The sequence below is a fragment of the Paraburkholderia sp. genome, from assembly GCF_047605525.1.
Classification (GTDB): Bacteria; Pseudomonadota; Gammaproteobacteria; order Burkholderiales; family Burkholderiaceae; genus Paraburkholderia.
In genome coordinates this window covers 76,913-96,463 of record NZ_JASGFN010000023.1, presented here as the reverse complement: position 1 = coordinate 96,463, position 19,551 = coordinate 76,913, and the positions used below count along the sequence as shown (strand labels likewise).

Here is a 19,551-nt window from a genome sequence, read left to right as displayed (position 1 = left end):
GCGGGACGGCGCGGCGCGGCGACGACGCGCCGCGTCGCAAGGAACGGATGCGCGCGGCCGCGCCAACGAACGGCTCGCGTTACGCCGCGGCGAACTCGCTCTCCCGCTTCGCCCCGGCGGTAACACCGGCCATCTTCCTGCCGGCCGCCGAAGACGCCGAAGCAACCGCGGCCCGCGACCCGCGGCCCGTCTGAAACACCGCCACCGCCGCCGACAACCGCCGCGCCTGCTCTTCCAGCGAACTCGCCGCCGCGGCCGCCTGCTCGACGAGCGCCGCATTCTGCTGCGTCACCTCGTCCATCTGCGCGACCGCGAGATTGACCTGATCGATGCCGGTGCTCTGCTCGAGCGCGGCCGCGGCGATCTCGCCCATGATCGAACTCACGCGCGCGATCGCGTCGACGATTTCGGTCATCGTCGTACCCGAGCGCTCGACGAGATGCGAGCCCTCCTCGACACGCGCGGTCGACGCGTCGATCAAGCCCTTGATCTCTCTCGCCGCCGCCGCGCTGCGCTGCGCGAGCGAGCGCACTTCGCTCGCGACCACCGCGAAGCCGCGCCCCTGCTCGCCCGCGCGCGCCGCCTCGACCGCGGCGTTCAACGCAAGGATATTGGTCTGGAAGGCGATCCCCTCGATCACGCCGACGATATCGGCAATCCGCCGCGAATCGTCGACGATGCCGTGCATCGTGCCGACCACCTGTCCGGTCAGCTCGCCGCCCTGCGCGGCCAGCGTCGAGGCGCCCTGCGCGAGCGAACTCGCCTGCTTCGCGTTGTCCGCGGTCTGCTTGACCGTCGAGGTCAACTGCTCGATGCTCGCCGCGGTTTCCTCCAGCGACGCGGCCTGCTCCTCGGTGCGCTGCGACAGATCGGTGTTGCCCGCCGCGATCTCGCTCACGCCGGTATCGATCGATTCGGTGCCTTGACGCACCGCGTTCACGGTCGCGATCAGCGACTCCTGCATCTTGCGCAGCGCCGCCGCGAGCCGGCCCATTTCGTTGTCGCCGGTCATGTCGATGCGGCCGGTCAGGTCGCCGTTGGCAATGCGCTGGAACTGCGCGATCGTCGCGTCGACCGGAGTGACGATCGCGCGCACGAGCACCGCGCGGCACAGCCAGCCGCCGAGCAGCGACAGCACCATGCCGACCGCCACCGTCACGCAGATCACGTAGAACAGATCCTGCGCGTCCTGATAGCGTTGCGCGCCGTGATCGAGCTGCAGCTTTTCGAGCGCGAGCATCGCTTTCTCATATGCGCTGTACAGCGACGGCAGCTTGTGCGCCTGCACTTCGTTAAACGCGTGGGTGTCGCCCGACTTGAGCGCGGCCAGCGCCGGGTCGACGCCTTCGCGCAGGAACGTGTCGCGCTGCTGCTGCATGTCAGCGATCAGACGCTGTTCGTCGGCGGCCCCGCTCGCGCGGCTCAAATAGTGGGCAAGCCGTTCGTCGGATGCCTTGCGATACTGGTCGAAGCGCTTGAGCACCGCGTTCGCGCCGTCCTGATCGTCAAGGGCGACGAGCGACGCATACGTCGCGAGCGCGAGACGCAGACGCAGCAACTGGCCCGCGCTGCCTTCGAGATCGGCGACGGCGGGGGTATCGACCGTGTACATCTGCTGCAGCGACTGATTGGCCGCGCGCAGCGACAGCAGCCCCGCGGCGGCGCCGAGCAGCAGCACGATCGCGAAGCTCACGATCATCAGGCTAAGGCTGTTGCGAATCGACAGGTTTTTCAACATCGGACTGGTCTCCCTCGGGCTGCCCGGCCGCTGCTTTCGTCGCGGCCGGGCGTGCTGCGCCCCATGCCTGCTCGGCCAGGTCCGCAACTTGATTGAAATTTAAGCAAACACCACATTGACGGAGAACGGCGCGGCGACCGAAAACTTTATGGTTGATCGCCTACGCCGCTTGCGCTAAATCAATAAAGTGTCGAAGCACGTTTCCTCTCTGGAGCGTTCCCATGTCGGAAGTCGGGTCGGCCATACTCGTGTTCGTGCTGTTGCTGATCGCAACCGGTGTCGGCGTCGGCGTGCGGCCGCTTCTGCCCGAGGAACACAAGGCGCACGAGACCGTGCAACTGATTCAGCTCGTGATCGGCATGCTAGTGACGTTCGCCGCGCTGGTGCTCGGCCTGATGACGGCATCGGCGAAATCGAGCTTCGATACCGCGTCGAACGATCTGCGCACCTATGCGGCCGAGCTGATCGAATTCGACACGACGTTGCGCGAACTCGGCGGCAGCGCCGACGAATCGCGGCGTCTGCTGCGTCAGTACACGGCCGCGGCGATCGCGTCGACGTGGCCGCGCGAAGCGGCGCCGGGCGGCGACTATCCGCGCGACCTCGGACCGCCCGACACGCCGGAGAAACTCGAAAACGTGCGGCTCGGCGACATGCTGACCTCGGTGGGCCAGCAGTTGCGACAACTGCGCACGCACGACTCGCTGCAGCAACGCGCGCTCGATGACGCGCTGACGCAATACCGGCGCGTCGTCGATGCGCGCTGGAAACTCATCGAGGAAGCGCACAGTTCGATTTCACAGCCGTTCTTCAAGACGCTGACGTTCTGGCTAGGCGTGATCTTTCTGAGCTTCGGGTTGATCGCGCCGCGCAATGCGTTGGCGCTGGTGACGATTACGCTCGGGGCGGTGTCGATTGCTTCGGCGATTTATGTGATCGTCGATCTGGATACGCCGTTTACCGGGCCGATTGTGATTTCGAGTGGGCCACTGAGGGATACGTTGGAGCATTTGCGGCGGTGAACCGGTGAGGGATGCGGGAAGGGTGTGGTGGGAATATGGCTGAATCGGCATAGGGGACGGCCATGAGGCCGTACCCCTGCCACACCACCCGGCATGCGGGTCCGCACCGGGCGGTTCGGGAAGTTGGGGTTATGAGAGGCGGGGAACACCCAGCCGGTCGAAGTATGCGAGAGTCAGCACGCTATTCAGGAGCTGGCCACTATTACGCCACCAGCGACGGCTGTTCGCTGCCACCTGTTGCGCCACAGCGGGCGGTGCTCCCAGCGCACGCAGTTCCCGGTAGATGGTCGGACCGCGGCGCCATTGTTTAAGCTGGATGACTCGCAACCGGTGACGCATCCACTTATCCAGATCCAGCCAGACTCGTGGCGTCTGCGCCAATCGGAAGTACGCCTTCCAGCCCAGCACATAGGGCCGTATCCGTTCCACCACGTCCTTCATGCTGCGCCCGCCGTTACGGCCGGTCAGTTCACGAATGCGGCGTTTGAACGCCTGCAGCGGTTTGGCCGCCACCTTGCGCTTAACGATACCGCCGGACGCTACCCACAGGCTGTAGCCCAGAAACTTGCGACCGAACACACTGGCCACCGCGCTTTTGGTCTCGTTGACCTTCAACCGCAGTCGCCTATACAGACGACGCAGCAGCGCCATCACCCGCTCGCCTGCACGGCGGCTGCGAACATAAACATTCGCATCGTCGGCATAACGCACGAAGCAGTGGCCGCGCCGTTCCAGTTCCTTGTCCACCTCATCGAGCAGCACGTTGGCCAGCAACGGCGATAGCGGCCCGCCTTGCGGCGTGCCCTGTTCGCGCTGCTGAACCACGCCGCCATCCATGATGCCGCTGTTCAGATACGCCCGGATCAGCCGGATCACCCCGGCGTCCCCGATACGTTTCTGTAAACGGTCGATCAGGATGTCGTGGTGGACCCGGTCGAAGAACTTCTCCAGATCAACGTCCACCACGATTCGCCGGCCCGACTGCACGTACGACTGCGCGGCCAACACCGCATCGTGTGCACGCCGTCCCGGTCGGAAGCCGTAGCTGTGCTCGCTGAAGGTAGGGTCCAGAACCGGTTGCAGCACCTGCAGCAGCGCCTGCTGGATCAGCCGGTCCGTCACCGTCGGGATGCCGAGCTCGCGCTCGCCTCCATCCGGTTTCGGGATCGTCACCCGCCGTACCGGACTGGGCCGGTACGTCCCCTTCAGCAACTGTTCACGGATCGCCGGCCACGCCGTCACCAGATGGCGCGACGTCTGGTCAATGTCCAGACCGTCCACGCCAGCGGCTCCCTTGTTGGCCCGTACCCGTTTGAACGCCTGCTTCAGGTTCCCCCTCGTCAGCGCTGCCTGCAGCAGCGATGACCCTGTGCCCCCGGATTCATGGCGCGGGCAACCGGCTTCGTCGCTCACGGGCATAGACGCAGCTTCACCGCGTGTGCCTCCCACTTGCCCCGTTTGCACGGGCATCTGACGCATTGCCTGCCGCATCGACATGACGCTGGACACTCCTTCCCGTTTGGCCCTTCGTCACCAGCTTCGGTCTCATCAACCTGTCCTGTGACTACTACGGCCTCTGCTGACTCCTCGCTCCGGCTCGACGCCGTCGCCCTTTCAGGCGTGAGGCGAGGCCTCCCCAGGTAAGAACGCACTCCTTCATCGCACAACCGCCGCATCTACGCCACTTCGCCCTGGTCACGAGAGCTTCGCGGTTTTCGGCCCGCTCGCCCTGCTCCGTAGCGCCTCATATGCGGTTCTTGTTCATCGGCTCGCGATTTACGCTCCACGCTTCCTCTCCACACCTGGTCGCCCTCATGCAGTTGCGCTTCACTTCATTCGCTGTGACCAGCTTATGGTGGGACTTACACCCGCAGGAATGCGCCCATGCTGGGCGCACCAAAAAAAGGCCCGCCATCCCTCAGGATGGCGGGCCTTTATGTGTTGATCAGCAAAAAACGGTTTGGTGGGATCAGAACGGTTCTGTCTTGGAACTATGTAAAGATTCCGATCGCGACGGCGGTGGCAAAGGAGAAGCTGACAGGCTTGGACCGGAAACGTCAACTCCGAAATCAACGTTACTCAGCTCTCGGTCGATGCGCTAAAAGCGCCGGAACGAACTTAGTCTATGCCTTTAGTCGGCTTCGGGAAGCATCAAATCATGAACATTTTGGTATCGCTTTCGGTTTGCCCGACTGAAGAACTCTAATCATTTGACAACCCGTAGCCACGTCTTTCCCGTCGCCGCATTCTTAAAGGTTTCCCATGGCCCAGGTCTCGCTCCAAACACGGCATCCATGGCCTTTGAGACGAGGTTGTAGGCAAACTGACGACGGTCCTCCAGATGTTCGGGCAGATGGTCAATTAGAAACTGCTGAACTCCGTACCAAGGCATACCAGTAGATTCGAGTTTCTGCCGAATGTCACGATCAATTCGTAATGCTTCGATTGCCCGCTGCTCAATGTTTGCCATCACATCTACTGACTCGGTCTCTTCGGCCTCGGCATCTGCGTGAATCAGAGTGTCAGTGTCACCGACTTCGGAATCGCTGGCTGCTCTCGCCAGTTGCCTCATTCCGGAGAATGTGCTCTGCAGTGTTCGGGCGTATGTTTTCCCAGCAGGCTGGCTGTAGTCATGGTCCCGCATCGAGAACATTTTTTCGAATGAGAGTGCGCGAAGGCTAACCGGATAGGGTTTACCCCCCACCGAACTCCAAAACACACCTTGGCCTGGGATAGGCTCGTTGAGAAGCGAACTCAACAAGTCGTCACTGAAATGGGCATTAGCCCGTTTCAACGAGGCGAGATCGGCCGCCGACAGCAAGTGGAAAATGAACCAGTTGTCGCCTTGGCTGAGGATCTCGACAGGGATGCTACCCGGCTGCTGGGTTATCAGCAGCGCGCCCAAGTCGTACTTACGACCTTCTTTCACCCACGCGATGTAGGGTTCAGCAGCCGATGCATTTTCATTCAGGACCGATTGCGCCTCTTCAACAACGGCAATCGTCGGAATGGTCTTGGGATCCGCTGCCGTAAACTCCTGTTGGTTGCGGTCGAAGATCCGGCGCAGGATCAAGCCCGAAAGAACAAGCGATTGACCGCCGCGCATTTGCGAGACGTCGATGATGCAGAGCTTGCCTTCTGAGAGCGCATGAACAAGCATGTCCATGAGTTGACTGCTTTTGTCATGCAACATCTTCACGATCGCCGTCATGTTTCCCCTGGCGGCCAGCGCCTCAGCCTCCTGTCTCTGAGGATCCAGGTCGAGCAGTCCGCAGATATCATCTAGCGGAGTGGTATTGCCGTTCGTGTCGATCAGGTTGACCAACGATTCCCATCGATCTTGCGGAAGGCCGCGCAGCTTCCGGACATTCTGCTGCTCCTGTCGCTCTGGTCCAAGCGCGATCGAAATCACATCACCTGGGCGTAGGCGGCGAATATCCAGCTTGATGCCACCGGCCACAAACGACTGGTAAAAGGAACTCGGGTTCTTCCTATCGGTGAAGACAACGACTTTGTCCTCTAGGGTGGGAACGTCGCAGAGGCCTGGACGGCCCTTGTCATCAGGCCAGAAATATTCACCGTCCGGATCGAATATTACCGTGCCGACGGGAACCTGTTTTCCAGCGCGCTTTGTGACGAAAGGCGTGGTCTCGTAGAGCTTTGAGAAAAGCAGCTTGTTAAGATTGGACTTGCCAAAACCGGCGCGGGCGAAGATGAAACTGCGGCGAGATACGAGTGATTCGATCGGGAAGCGGATCAATACCTCCGGGTCGACTACCTGCATCCAATCCTGAGACTGGAATGAAGTGTTGCCTGCCGCATAGATGTATTCGCCAAACGCGAGATGACCGATGGGCGCCCCACCAATGTTGTGGCCAGCAACCTCCCGCAGTACCTCATCGCTCGGAAACGCCACCTTGCTGCCAACATGGGGGAGCCGGCGATGCGAGGGGACAAAGGTAAGGCTTTCGCCATTTCGTCGCAGCACACCGAGCACCCGGATGTTTACGCGATACTTCAAATATTGCTCGCGAAGATCTTCCGGAATCGCCCGATCCTCGCGTACTGCACGAATGTTGAACTCTTCGCCAGAACCGGAGGAAAGCTTACCCTCCGAGGAAAAAGCAGCAATACGACCTATCACGGCTTCATCGGGCGTCTCCAGCTGTACAAGGAGGAATTGGCCGTGCATCGGGATATTCTGAAACTCATTCCGGTACGGCAAGACCAGGTCAGCATGAAATTCCATGCCCCCTTGCTGGAAGCCCCGGAAGATGCCGACAACCTGTTCCCTGGGAAAGAGCTGGATCTCTGTCATGTTGTTCTTCCTTACCCGTACCGACGTTGTGCCGGGTCGGCATCCTGAAGCTGAAATGCGTCCAAGGTCCCTGCATCGCAGCCAAGACTTGAACGCACACCTTCGTAGATGAAGTCCTGCAGAATGTCAAAATCGAAATCGACCAAAGCCGCATTTTCATGTGCCTTCTGCAGGCAACGCGGGTAATGCGGCACCGGGAAGCCATTGATGGCGTCGGCAAGCATCGAGCCAATGATGGTCTGTGACTCTCCGACCTGCGGGACGAAGATGTCAATCGGCCAAACGGGGTCCCGGCGATGGGCCCCGAATTTCACCAGAAACATCTTACCGCCGACGAACTTGTTGATCTCTCCCCCGTCGCCGGCGCGGTCATCACCTCGAGCGAACTCCGACCAGACATAAGCCTTCTCTTCGACTTCGCGTGGGACCTCGACGTAAGCAGGATAATCCGTCTGTAGTACGCCCTCTAGAGCCATGGCCAGGCGATACCGTGAGAGCACCTTGCTGTGTTTCGCTACGCCGGCCAAATACACTCGACGGCGGCTCTTACTCCACTGCGAGTCGATGCGGTCCTTCATGCCTTGCAACAACCGCTGAAACAAGTCCTTGGCGAAAACCTTGCTACGCAACAAGCCATCACAAACGATCAGAGTGTCGGTTCCAAAATCCTTTTTAAGGATCGCGAATAAGATAGCCCACTCGACCAATTCTCGGTAGACCTGTACCCAGCTGGGCGATACCGGCTTCCCCTTGTCGGTTGGTCGAATCATGTGTGAGAGAGTCGGCAGACTGTTCACACCCAGAAAGGCCATCATCTCGCCAAGTGCCGTTCGAGGCCCCCCACCCAATGCAAACTGGCGCTCGTTTAGCGTCTGAACCGGAGTTGTGGGCGAGACCGCCTCCAAGCAATACTCGTTGTTGCTGCTGTCCACCACCCGAATCAGTTGAATAAGGAAAGGATCAAACTGAAGTTGGTTGTTGCCACCGTCGGTGCCCACCAGCGATATCGATGTCGTAGCTCGGGGCTGAATGCGGCGCGTTGCCCTTTTCAGTGGACGAATCTCCTCCCGCAACGCATCCAGCACCCCTCGATCGGTACCAATGCAGTCCGCGATGGCCTCCTTGAGTTGGACCTGACTTACCGGATCAATCATTCCCCCTCCCGTCGCGGTTCAATAATGTACGACTTTGCTGCGTCCCTACCGAAATTACTACAACGGCCCCTCGGGGACTGAATCAACGAAAGCGACATCCGCACAATTTCAGAAGCACTTGCGGATAGTAGGCTTCGGGCGGCCGTCTGCTCCGGCTAACTAAAGATTGAGTTGCGTCACATCACAAAATCCGAACAGCACCGAATATGCATCCTGCATTTGAAGCGCGTCCCAAACGCCAGCATATCTTGAAAGGCCGGGGCCACCCATAGGCCTCCGACAAAGAACACAGCCTGTTTGGGCACGGGCGGCACCATTTTGACGGTCAATCGGATCTCCTCACATGAAAATCGTACTCCAGTGCAGCCGAAGAGCCTGCAACCATATGATCCGCCTGGCGTTTTCCTGATGAAGCTGTGAAAGCGGTGCGAACCGAAACCTCCCTCCAAGCAACACCTGACTGCTCCAGCGAGGCACGCAATACGGCCTTTGCATCTACCCTAGCGGAAGGAATGATTCCAAATCGGATATACATGTCAAGGCTGTCGGCGTTCGTTCTAGCCATGTTTTTCCAAACAAGGCCTAACGACTTCGAGAATACTTCCGTTCCCGTATGAGCAAGCTGGAAATCGTTGGTGTAGTCAACAAAAGCAGCCCCCCCCAGAAACCAGTTCCTGAGCCACTGGTCTTGAACGTAAGTCCGCATCCCATAATATGGCGGAGACGTTACAACAACCGAAAAGTCTCGATGATTAGCTGGTATGGATGCAGCTAGCCTTGAATCGCCCTGTCGCACGTATTCGATACTTCCGGTAAATGGTAGCTGCTGTTCTCGCAATCGCTCGAGCTTAAGCCGTAATACGGCCAGAACGTCGACCTCTGGCGGCTCCAGACCACGTTCTTTCCAGAAACGCACTGAGTAGTCCGGTTTTGCAGAGAAAGTCCGTGGCATCTGATTGCTAAAATAGGCGCGCCTATTCGGGCTCTTGTTCAGCGGGCCATGCAGGCATCCGAGCATCGTGGCGCGTAGAATTGCCGTTACATCAGTGTCCTTCTCGATATGCAGCAACCCGGTTCGGATGGCGCATACCTGCTGAAGAACGGGAGGCGCAAACGCATGCTTGAAAAACTCGGGTTCGGGAATTTCAGCACGCTCATACTGCGCAATATATGCTTGGGCCAATTTCAATACAGCATCGACATCGACGACAGCCAGCTTCGCCCGTGCAATTGCGATCGCTATCGGTGACGAATCAATTCCCCGTGCGACGAGACCCAGCTTCCGCGCAGCGAAAAGTGTTGTCCCTCTTCCACAAAAAGGATCCATAACGACAGGAGCCTCGCGCCTGTGCGTCTTAAGTACTCTAAGTGGATACTCGAGCGGAAACATCGTGAAATACGGGCATATCGCATTGAGTGCATTTTCTGGCTGGTATGCCAAGGCTCGAGTCATTTTGTTTTTCCGGGGGAATTCACATACATGCGTGTTTGAAGGGCTGAGCGCGCATTCGCACCGTCTCCCGCGCGATCAGTACATCGCAAGCAACCGACGCAGGCTTACGCATAGACCTGAGTCCTTCAACCTCGCAGCGCGACGCTCAAACAGGCGGGTAATCATTGGAACACGACAGCTTTCGTGACCGTTATGAATCTTCGAATGGCACGCTGGGCACAGACATACGACGTTAGCCGGGACGTCAAGGCTCACTTCGAAAGCCTTCTGCTTTGAGAACGGGATAAGATGATGCGCCTCGACGTATGGACGATCGGCCACCGCCGCCATGAATGGCTCGTAACTGCACCCCGCTTCGCAGGAAAAGGAGGCTTGCTCCAGCGCTTCGATTGCGACTTTAACATCCCGAATCCAACCGGACTTAGTCGCCGCCCGAGTCGAGGGTAAGGGGCGGGGTCGAGGGACATCATTGATCGGCGTCGCAGCTCGATTGGTCGCGCCAGAGTTGGCCATTTCCTGGTACGCCATCTCGTCGTCTTCAACTTGTTCATCCGCAACGGCGATCGATGGATCGCGGACCGCATACGCCGGCAACGAGTCGTAAAGATCGATTAGGCTTTCGAGGTCGTTCAGAAAAGAGCGGCTCGTCGCTTCATTGAAGCTGTCCAAGGCATACTGTCGGCTGAGGATCGCCCCCTGTTCATAAGCTTGGCCGTACGGTGTCGTCGCATCGAGGTCAATGCTCCCACGTGAAAAACCCGTAAGACTCGCAATCGAGTTACCGATGGTCTTTGCCCCCTTTTCCAAATAGTCTCGAGCGCCAAGCAAGCCAAAGCGGTTCTCGAATTGCAAGAGACCTTGATTCAAAGTTAGCCAGAGTGTCCGGCAGTCCTGCCGGAAAAGCAACGCGACGTAGACGCCACGCCGCGGTGTGGACGTTACATCCTTTCTCAGCAGCGCAGCGTATGGAACCAGCACGAAAGACCTATCTGGCTGTCCAGCGGATACCTTCACGCGGTATTGGCGCTCACGCCTGTCTACGACCGATCGTAGTATCTCTGCGAATTGGCCTTCTAATGCATTAACGCCGACCGCCACCAAACCTTCTCGCTGACGGATCCTTTGTTTTCCAGAAGTCGGATCCCTCGTATCGCCGACATAACAATCACGAATGGTCGCCACCGCCCTCGCGAGCCTCGCGGCGACGTCATTGACATCATCTCCAGAATGCAAAGCGTCTCCCGCCACCACAGTTGTTTCGTTGAGTGTATTGACTGCCGCTCCATAAATGCATGGACTACGCCCGCATTCGCAGCTTGCCAGTACGGCTTGCACCACGCGATAACGTTATCGTCACCGATATCTCTCGGGTGCAAAAGTCGTCGATATAGCCTTTGATGGCATGGGCAGCGAGCAATGCCTTCTTGTCCTGCGGTACATGGCCTGCAAGGGTGGTCGGCATCAACTCCGCCAAGGGTAGCCGGAAATTCCTGGCTGCGGAAGTGCTATTCGGGACCCGCGCCTATCGATGCAATCTGGGCAGCCATTTGTCTAATGCAAATTGCATTAAGCTGCAGGCGGTTTAGAGTTACAATAATTCATAAACCTGAACACCTAAGCCACGAGCAAGTTTCTCGATATTGTCTATCGCGATATTGCGAGCTTCGCGCTCGACGTGCGCCACAAAGGACCGGTCGAGCCCGCTTTCGGCCGCCAAATCCTCTTGAGACCAGTTTTTCTCTGCCCGAAGCCGGCGCAGCTTGATCGCAAGAATCGCTCTAGCGGTTTGAGTGGGATAAGGAGGGAAATGACACGTCATTCGCAGGATACTGCGAACTAGCACCTACCCCGTCAGCAGCTTTTTACGTCACAATCCGGCTTTGACTGTCCTGCTTCGGTTTTGATGAACAAGTTTTCTTCCCCCTAACTCAACGACTCCCCATGTCTTTCCCTGGGTTGCGGTATTACAGCGACCGTAGACCGCAATCACGGAATGGTCTGGCTCACCGCAGGAAATGGCTTCGACGTATGTCTCAGCCTGTTCGACGAGATCGAAGGCACCTATTTCGAAGATCAGGCAGCGTTGGCACCTGACCTCATCCGGCACGCCAGGTTTCGTCGAATTGCCGTGCTCGGCGGAACAGGCAAGGCAGTTGTTTCTCACCGCGAGCTGGAATCCAAATTTGCTCGAAACGTATTAGCTCTCGCCGAATCGACAGACGCCACACTGAACGCCCGCCTTCCCTACCGCTGATGTGCTACACGCGGTTGATGCGACGCGTTCACGTACCCTTTCTGTTCAGAAAATCGAGGGGCCGGTCCAACTCACGGATACTTATGCCGCGTCGCGAGCAGTGGAAAGCAATGCGTTGCCAACGTTGGAGCCACTGCTGCTCCAGCGCTTCATAGCGCGTGATTTTCATTCGCAGGTTCTCGATCGTCTGATCGAGATACGTAAGTTCGTCGCTGCGGGAGCGCGACCGCGAACATCGCCCCGGAGTCGCGAGTGCACACTTCGCTTCCTGGTAGGCGTGCCTGATCTTCTCAGGACGACTCAGCGCCTGCCGAGTGAATCCTGAGAATGCCTCGATCCGCTGCCATGTCAGCTTCGTGCCGAGTTCGCCGTCACGCCAGCGATCAAGTTCCGCGACGATGCCTGCCGCCTTGCGCTCGCTGATTTTCGAGTTCACCCGGATCACTTTCGGCATGGCCGCCTCCTTCGTCGATATAGCGTACAAGGTCGGCCTCGTTGACGTTCAGTGCTGCCAGTTGCGTCATGAGCTGCCTGTAGCGGATGCGCAGGTGCTCCAGCCAGTCCGGCTCGACCAGCGCCTGTCCGGCGACTTGCATCCGTATTCTTCAGACTCAGATAGACGACCGCCGCCTGTCGCTTGAGATCGTCTGAGCGCGACGTGTCTCGCTTCAGCCATATGTATTCGTCGCAATTGACCGTACACTGCAGATGACGCGGACACGGTGCCATCTGGAAGTCGTGAATGCACATTACCGGTCCGACGTCATGAACGGCGTGGATACGTGCTGCCAGAAACGTGTGCGCTACCTCGACTGGTAGCACCTTCGCGATCTCCGTCACGGCGCCGCCCATGTGACCATCCATGATGTCCGCCGCGACCTTTGCGGCTTTCTGAGCGGGCGTGAGGTGCTGATAGGCCTTCGTGTCGGCAGCGTGCTTGCGCCCGAACCATTTCCTCTACACAAGATCTGGCGCCCCCCCTCATCCAGGACGTGGTTGAGAAAGTGACGGAACCCATGCGAGCGCACATTTATCTCGCCACCGTGACTGTCAACGATCGCATGTCGCTCGAAGACCGACCGGATCACGCCACGTCCCGTCAGGAAGTCCCGCACATTCTGGTCGGTGATGGGGCGCGCTGCATGGGTCAAAGTCGACCTAGTGCCGCGGTGCATCTGATTCGCGTATGCGACGCACAACGTTTCGTGGAGCCGACGCCCCTGACCGGGCGAACCAGGTATCGTGGGTAGCGTCCAGTGGTCGCCACGAAGGCCTCAAAGCAGCGCGTCGCGCTTCACCCATAACTTCTTTGCCTCGACGACGTAAGCAATTTTCCGCACCTTCAGGAACTGGGCGACATTGTTTCCGCGCAACCCCAGTATCGCCGGCAATGACGTTCCATCAATTTCAGGCTGCAGCGGAATCCCTGCGAGCAGGCATCCCGACTCATGGAGCGAGCGTGCAACCTGTCACGCGCCCTCCGTCACCTCGTGCAGTTCAGCCAGGGCCGCCTCCACCACCGGTTCCGTCTCCGGTCAGCAGCGGTTTGCTTGCCCACTCGACAGTGACATCGTCGGCCCGGCCTTTCAGGCGCGCATAGCGGAGCGCCCTGCTACCGTCCTCGGCCAGCGACAGGGGTTTCTCCGGCAAGGTCAGCATTTCGCCGATACGCAAGCCCGTGCACACCATCGCCGTCGCAATCAGGATCATGATCCGATCGGCACTGACGGGATCATGCGGTGACGCACTGCGCGGAATCTGCTGGTACAGGTAACCGATTGCTCGAATGGCGTCCTCATCTGGCAGACGGCTTTCTGCCCCGACCACCTGCACCGTAGCTTCGATGCGATCAGGTGTCGTCGATTTCGGTCGGCATTTGGTGCCAAACGACACATTGCAAAACAACGTTCAGCCGAAACGCCACGGTGTTGGGCGATACGGCGAACTTACGGACCTTCCCAGTTGTCGCGAAATTACGCCGTAGCCAAGGGTAAAGCTGACTGGCAATCTCGTCCTGATTCAGGCCTTGGCCGGACACGAGTCGTGCCTGCAACGGGAAGGCCTCCGCCGAAGCCCATGCCCACAGATAGCCCAGAACGCGCAACGTCTTGACGAGGCTGCTGACAGCCAGCCGGGGACGCAGGCGCCTGATCAGATACGCATTGATCCACGCTACCGGTTGCCTCTCGGCGTCCAGCAGGATCGGTAAACGCTCACCGCCCGGATGCCGCACAGTGACTACGTGAAATCGGGGGTCCATCAACATCTCCCGGCTGCTCCGATCCACCCCTAGGCGATGTTTACGACTTTTCTGTGGCAGTACTCCCGGCACCCTTCCAGCCGGGCTCATCCAGTCTGGAAGTTGACGGTAATAGTTACGAACTAAAAAACAGAGGCAGCCGCGGTATCCCTCCGGTAAATCTTTCGGGTAGAGGAGCGGCCTAAATCCCAGATACAAAAAGAAAAACCCCACCATCAGGCGGGGTTGATCTTTACACTTTCTCGTTACGGGAAGTCAGAACGGAATATCGTCATCCATCTCATCGAACCCGCCGCCGGCCGGCGCGCTCGGACGGCTCGCACCACCGCCGCCGCTGCCGCCACGCGAACCACCGCCCGACGACATCGCGCGACCACTGCCGCCACCGCCGCGCTCGGCTGGCTCGCCGCGGCTATAACCGCCCTCATCGCCACCGCCCATCGACGAACCGCCGCGGCCACCCAGCATCTGCATCTGCTCGGCGACGATTTCGGTCGAGTAACGATCGGTGCCGTCCTGCGCCTGCCACTTGCGCGTGCGGATGCGCCCTTCCAGATACACCGACGAGCCCTTCTTCAGATATTCCGAGACGATTTCCGCGAGGCGGCCGAAGAACGCGACGCGGTGCCACTCGGTGGCTTCCTTCATCTCGCCCGACGCCTTGTCCTTGTAGCGGTCCGTCGTCGCAAGGCGGATGTTCGCCACTGCGTCGCCGCTCGGAAGATAACGGACTTCCGGATCGGCTCCGAGGTTGCCGACGAGAATGACCTTGTTCACGGATGCCATGAATTTCTCCTGTTGATTCCATTGCAGGCGGCGCGGCACTCCGCGGTTCGCGTCTCGGCAGGCCCGGGACCAGGAAGCGCCTCTGCCCGCCGCCGGGTGAGTTCTGGATGAGCCGGGCGTGCCCGGGTACGCCGTGTTATGCCTTGCGCGGCGGCTGTTTCATCTTTGCGGCGATTATAAGCCAGCAGAACACCAGCCCCGAACAGGCAAAAAACACCGCGCTTTGCCCGTTCACCTTCAGCAGCCAGCCGCCGATCATCCCGCCCATTGCCAGACCGATCGACTGCGTGGTGTTGTAGACGCCGGCCGCCGCGCCCTTGCGGGTGCCGGGCGCCAGCTTCGACACCAGCGAAGGCTGCGAAGCCTCGAGAATATTGAAGCCCAGAAAGTAGACAAAGAGGATCGCCGCCACACTCAGAATCGTATGCGCAGCCACGCCCAATAACAACTGGCCGATCAGGATAAGACCGATCGCGGACAGCAGCACGATCTTCATCTTGCCGCGCTTTTCGGCGGCGATAATCGCCGGCACCATCATCACGAACGACAGGCCCATGACCGGCAGATACACCTTCCAGTGCGACGCGACCGGCAGGCCGCCGGCTTCGAGAATGCGCGGCACGACGAGGAACAGCGCGGTTTGCGTCGCGTGCAGCACGAGCACGCCGAAATTCAAACGAAGCAGCTCGACGTTGTGCAGCACTTCGGCGAACGGCGCGCGCACGTGCACCGGCCTCGGCGCATCGGGCACGATCCACAGCACGACGCCGACCGCCAGAATCGCGAAGATGCCGACCAGCGTGAACAGCCCGCTCATGCCGAGCCAGTGAAACACGATCGGCGCGCCGACGATCGCGACCGCGAACGACACGCCGATGCTGCCGCCGACCATCGCCATCGCCTTGGTGCGATGCTCCTCCGACGTGAGATCGGCGATGAACGCGATCACCGCCGACGACACCGCGCCCATCCCCTGAATCACGCGGCCGACGATGATCCACGTCATGTCGTGCGCGGCCGCCGCGACGAAGCTGCCGAGCGCGAAGATCAGCAAACCGGTTGCGATGACCGGCTTGCGGCCGACCTTGTCGGAGATCCAGCCGTAGAAGATATAGAGCATCGACTGCGTGACGCCGTACGCGCCGAGCGCGATACCGACGAGCAGCACGTTCTCGCCGCCGGGAATGGTCTTCGCGTAGACCGAGAACACCGGCATGATCATGAACAGACCGAGCATGCGCAGCGCGAAGATCGCGGCAAGCGATACGGTCGCGCGCAATTCGGGCGCGCTCATGCGTGTGGAGACGGCGGATGGATTGGACATCGGAAGCGTTGTTTGAATGAGCCGGGCGGCGCACCGTGCGGCGAGCCCGAGGGGACAGCCGTGACCGCCGGGACAGGCGGCGCGGCGCAACGGGCAACCCCGGGCGACGACATGACGGGGGGTTCACACAGCCGGATCCTGCCGCACCCCGCCGGCGCTCGCACCCTCACGACACCTTGTAGTCGCGGAAAGCAGCCCCACCTGGACTACTTTCCCGCGGCGCCGGACCGCCGTCTTTCAACCTGTCCCCGAGCCTGCCCTCGCGCCTTGTTCCCGCTGTCAGGGAGCCGTAACGGCGGTCTGGAAAAGTCGCTATAGTAGCAGGTTTAGCCCCTTCCCCTTTGCCGCAGTTCATGGAATAAATCCGTGGAACAAATCCGTATTCGTGGGGCTCGCACCCACAACCTGAAGAACGTCAATCTCGACCTACCGCGTCACAAGCTCGTCGTCATCACGGGGCTTTCCGGCTCCGGCAAATCGTCGCTGGCGTTCGATACGCTCTATGCGGAAGGCCAGCGGCGCTACGTCGAAAGTCTGTCCGCCTACGCGCGCCAGTTCCTGCAACTGATGGAAAAGCCGGACGTCGATCTGATCGAAGGGCTGTCGCCGGCCATCTCGATCGAACAGAAGGCGACCTCGCATAATCCGCGCTCGACGGTCGGCACCGTCACCGAAATCCACGACTATCTGCGTCTGCTGTACGCGCGGGTCGGCACGCCTTATTGCCCCGATCACGAGATTCCGCTCCAGGCGCAGAGCGTGTCGCAGATGGTCGACGCGGCGCTCGCGCTGCCCGAGGAAACCCGCCTGATGATCCTCGCGCCCGTGGTCGCGGACCGCAAGGGCGAGCACACCGAGCTGTTCGAGGACATGCAGGCGCAGGGCTTTGTCCGCTTTCGCGTGCGCTCGGGCGGCGGCACCGCCAACGAAGGCACCGCGAAAATCCATGAAGTCGACTCGCTGCCGAAGCTGAAGAAGAACGACAAGCACACGATCGACGTCGTGATCGACCGTCTGCGGGTGCGCCCGGATATGAAGCAGCGCCTCGCCGAATCGTTCGAAACGGCGCTGCGTCTCGCGGACGGCCGCGCGATCGCGCTCGAGATGGACACCGACAAGGAACACCTGTTCAGCTCGAAGTTCGCCTGCCCGATCTGCTCGTACTCGCTGCAGGAGCTCGAGCCGCGCCTGTTCTCGTTCAACAATCCGATGGGCGCGTGCCCCGAATGCGACGGCCTCGGCCAGATCACGTTCTTCGATCCGAAGCGGGTGGTCGCGCATCCGTCGCTGTCACTCGCGGCGGGCGCGGTGAAGGGCTGGGACCGGCGCAACCAGTTCTACTTCCAGATGCTGCAGAGCCTCGCGGCGTTCTACGACTTCGACATCGACACCGCCTTCGAGGACCTGCCAGAGAAAGTGCGCAAGATCCTGCTGTACGGTTCGGGCAAGCAGGAGATTCCGTTCTCGTACATCAACGAGCGCGGCCGCACGTCGGTGCGCGAGCACGTGTTCGAAGGGATCATCCCGAATCTGGAGCGGCGTTACCGCGAAACCGATTCGGCCGCGGTGCGCGAAGAGCTCGCGAAGTATCAGAACAACCAGCCTTGCCCGTCCTGCGCGGGCACGCGGCTGCGCCGCGAGGCGCGTTTCGTGCGCATCGGCGTGGACGGCGACGCGCGCGGCATCTTCGAGATCAGCAGTTGGCCGTTGCGCGACGCGCTCGGCTATTTCCAGACGCTGCGCCTCGAAGGCGCGAAGCGCGAGATCGCCGACAAGGTCGTGAAGGAAATCGTCGCGCGTCTGATGTTCCTGAACAACGTCGGACTCGATTACCTGTCGCTCGAACGCAGCGCGGAAACGCTGTCGGGCGGCGAAGCGCAGCGCATCCGCCTCGCGTCGCAGATCGGCTCGGGCCTCACCGGCGTGATGTACGTACTCGACGAACCATCGATCGGTCTGCATCAGCGCGACAACGACCGGCTGATTTCGACGCTCAAGCACCTGCGCGATCTCGGCAACTCGGTGATCGTCGTCGAACACGACGAAGACATGATCCGCATGGCCGACTACGTGGTCGACATGGGCCCGGGCGCCGGCGAGCACGGCGGCATGGTGATCGCCGAGGGCACGCCGAAACAGGTGCAGGCGAACGCGGCGTCGCTGACCGGGCAGTACATGTCCGGCACGCGCTCGATCGAATTCCCCGACGAGCGCAAGGAACCCGACGAGCGGCGCCTGCGCATTATCGAGGCGTACGGCAACAATCTTCATAACGTCACGCTCGATCTGCCGGTGGGCCTGCTCACCTGCGTGACCGGCGTGTCCGGCTCGGGCAAGTCGACGCTGATCAACGACACGCTGTATCAGGCGGTCGCGCATCACCTGTACGGCTCGGCCACGGAGCCGGCGCCGTACGAAGCGATCGAGGGCCTCGAGCACTTCGACAAGGTGATCAGCGTCGACCAGTCGCCGATCGGCCGCACGCCGCGCTCGAATCCGGCCACCTACACGGGCCTCTTCACGCCGATCCGCGAGCTGTTCGCCGGCGTGCCGGCGGCCAAGGAACGCGGCTACGATCCGGGCCGCTTCTCGTTCAACGTGAAGGGCGGGCGCTGCGAATCCTGCCAGGGCGACGGCGTGCTGAAGGTCGAGATGCACTTCCTGCCCGACGTGTACGTGCCGTGCGACGTCTGTCACGGCAAGCGCTACAACCGCGAGACGCTGGACATCCAGTACAAAGGCAGCAACATCAGCGAAGTGCTCGACATGACGGTCGAACACGCGTACGAGTTCTTCAAGGCGGTGCCGGTCGTCGCGCGCAAGCTGAAAACCCTGCTGGACGTGGGTCTCGGCTATATTCGCCTTGGCCAGTCGGCCACTACGCTGTCGGGCGGCGAGGCGCAGCGTGTGAAACTGTCGCTGGAACTGAGCAAGCGCGACACCGGTCGCACGCTATACATTCTTGACGAACCGACCACCGGCCTGCACTTTCACGATATCGCGCTGCTGCTGGAAGTAATCCACCGGTTGCGCGACCAGGGTAATACCGTCGTGATCATCGAACATAATCTCGATGTAATCAAAACCGCCGACTGGGTCATCGACCTCGGACCGGAAGGCGGCGCCGGCGGCGGCCAGATCGTCGCCCAGGGCACGCCCGAGCAGGTCGCGAAGTCGAAGGCAAGTTTTACCGGCAAGTACCTGGCGCCGTTGCTGAAACGCGCCGCCGCCATCAAGTAACG

The 19,551-nt window shown here is 60.3% G+C and carries 17 protein-coding genes; 4 read left to right on the top strand and 13 right to left on the bottom strand.

Annotated features, from left to right (window positions below; genetic code table 11):
* Positions 1–79 precede the first annotated feature (79 nt).
* A complete protein-coding gene (locus tag QM685_RS28115; protein WP_415121600.1) occupies positions 80–1,738 on the bottom strand; it encodes a methyl-accepting chemotaxis protein in 1,659 nt (552 codons plus the stop codon).
* Between the two features lie 221 nt (positions 1,739–1,959).
* Between QM685_RS28115 and QM685_RS28110 the strand changes: the two genes are divergently transcribed.
* Complete coding sequence (locus QM685_RS28110; RefSeq protein WP_415121598.1) at positions 1,960–2,760, top strand: hypothetical protein; 801 nt, start codon at positions 1,960–1,962, stop codon at positions 2,758–2,760.
* Positions 2,761–2,889: 129 nt separating this feature from the next.
* On the opposite strand, the gene ltrA is transcribed toward QM685_RS28110, so the two are convergent.
* Entirely contained in the window at positions 2,890–4,257 is a 1,368-nt protein-coding gene (gene ltrA, locus QM685_RS28105; RefSeq protein WP_415121597.1) for a group II intron reverse transcriptase/maturase, read from the bottom strand.
* A gap of 387 nt (positions 4,258–4,644) precedes the next feature.
* Between ltrA and QM685_RS28100 the strand changes: the two genes are divergently transcribed.
* Positions 4,645–4,956, top strand: coding sequence for a hypothetical protein (locus tag QM685_RS28100; RefSeq protein WP_415121595.1), 312 nt, complete (start codon positions 4,645–4,647; stop codon positions 4,954–4,956).
* Between the two features lie 10 nt (positions 4,957–4,966).
* Here QM685_RS28100 and QM685_RS28095 read toward each other — a convergent pair whose 3' ends face one another.
* From QM685_RS28095 to QM685_RS28075, 5 genes are all read right to left on the bottom strand, one after another.
* On the bottom strand, positions 4,967–7,078 hold the full coding sequence (locus QM685_RS28095) for an ATP-binding protein (RefSeq protein ID WP_415121593.1): 2,112 nt from the start codon (positions 7,076–7,078) through the stop codon (positions 4,967–4,969).
* An 11-nt stretch (positions 7,079–7,089) separates the two neighbouring features.
* Positions 7,090–8,232 carry a hypothetical protein gene (locus QM685_RS28090; RefSeq protein ID WP_415121591.1) on the bottom strand — a complete coding sequence of 381 codons (1,143 nt, stop codon included), beginning with the start codon at positions 8,230–8,232 and terminating at the stop codon, positions 7,090–7,092.
* Between the two features lie 325 nt (positions 8,233–8,557).
* Positions 8,558–9,685 carry a DNA methyltransferase gene (locus tag QM685_RS28085; protein WP_415121589.1) on the bottom strand — a complete coding sequence of 376 codons (1,128 nt, stop codon included), beginning with the start codon at positions 9,683–9,685 and terminating at the stop codon, positions 8,558–8,560.
* Positions 9,686–9,760: 75 nt separating this feature from the next.
* Positions 9,761–10,867, bottom strand: coding sequence for an MrcB family domain-containing protein (locus QM685_RS28080; protein WP_415121587.1), 1,107 nt, complete (start codon positions 10,865–10,867; stop codon positions 9,761–9,763).
* Between the two features lie 406 nt (positions 10,868–11,273).
* Positions 11,274–11,504: a helix-turn-helix domain-containing protein gene (locus QM685_RS28075; RefSeq protein ID WP_415121586.1), complete on the bottom strand. Its 231-nt coding sequence runs from the start codon at positions 11,502–11,504 to the stop codon at positions 11,274–11,276.
* A 174-nt stretch (positions 11,505–11,678) separates the two neighbouring features.
* Between QM685_RS28075 and QM685_RS28070 the strand changes: the two genes are divergently transcribed.
* A complete protein-coding gene (locus QM685_RS28070) occupies positions 11,679–11,939 on the top strand; it encodes a hypothetical protein (protein WP_415121585.1) in 261 nt (86 codons plus the stop codon).
* A gap of 28 nt (positions 11,940–11,967) precedes the next feature.
* On the opposite strand, the gene QM685_RS28065 is transcribed toward QM685_RS28070, so the two are convergent.
* The 6 genes from QM685_RS28065 to QM685_RS28040 all read right to left on the bottom strand — a co-directional run bounded on the left by QM685_RS28065 (position 11,968) and on the right by QM685_RS28040 (position 16,309).
* Positions 11,968–12,393 carry a hypothetical protein gene (locus QM685_RS28065; RefSeq protein ID WP_415121584.1) on the bottom strand — a complete coding sequence of 142 codons (426 nt, stop codon included), beginning with the start codon at positions 12,391–12,393 and terminating at the stop codon, positions 11,968–11,970.
* Complete coding sequence (locus QM685_RS28060) at positions 12,323–12,535, bottom strand: hypothetical protein (RefSeq protein ID WP_415121583.1); 213 nt, start codon at positions 12,533–12,535, stop codon at positions 12,323–12,325. The genes QM685_RS28065 and QM685_RS28060 overlap by 71 nt, the downstream gene beginning before the upstream one ends.
* 901 nt (positions 12,536–13,436) lie before the next feature.
* Positions 13,437–13,772, bottom strand: a complete 336-nt coding sequence (locus tag QM685_RS28055; protein WP_415121581.1) for a hypothetical protein — start codon at positions 13,770–13,772, stop codon at positions 13,437–13,439.
* Positions 13,773–13,788: 16 nt separating this feature from the next.
* Positions 13,789–14,205 carry a hypothetical protein gene (locus QM685_RS28050; protein WP_415121579.1) on the bottom strand — a complete coding sequence of 139 codons (417 nt, stop codon included), beginning with the start codon at positions 14,203–14,205 and terminating at the stop codon, positions 13,789–13,791.
* Between the two features lie 249 nt (positions 14,206–14,454).
* Entirely contained in the window at positions 14,455–14,985 is a 531-nt protein-coding gene (locus QM685_RS28045; RefSeq protein WP_415121577.1) for a single-stranded DNA-binding protein, read from the bottom strand.
* Positions 14,986–15,121: 136 nt separating this feature from the next.
* Entirely contained in the window at positions 15,122–16,309 is a 1,188-nt protein-coding gene (locus QM685_RS28040; protein ID WP_415121575.1) for an MFS transporter, read from the bottom strand.
* Positions 16,310–16,675: 366 nt separating this feature from the next.
* Between QM685_RS28040 and uvrA the strand changes: the two genes are divergently transcribed.
* Positions 16,676–19,549 (top strand): excinuclease ABC subunit UvrA, encoded by a 2,874-nt coding sequence (gene uvrA, locus QM685_RS28035; protein WP_415121573.1) that lies wholly within the window; start codon positions 16,676–16,678, stop codon positions 19,547–19,549.
* Positions 19,550–19,551: the final 2 nt, after the last annotated feature.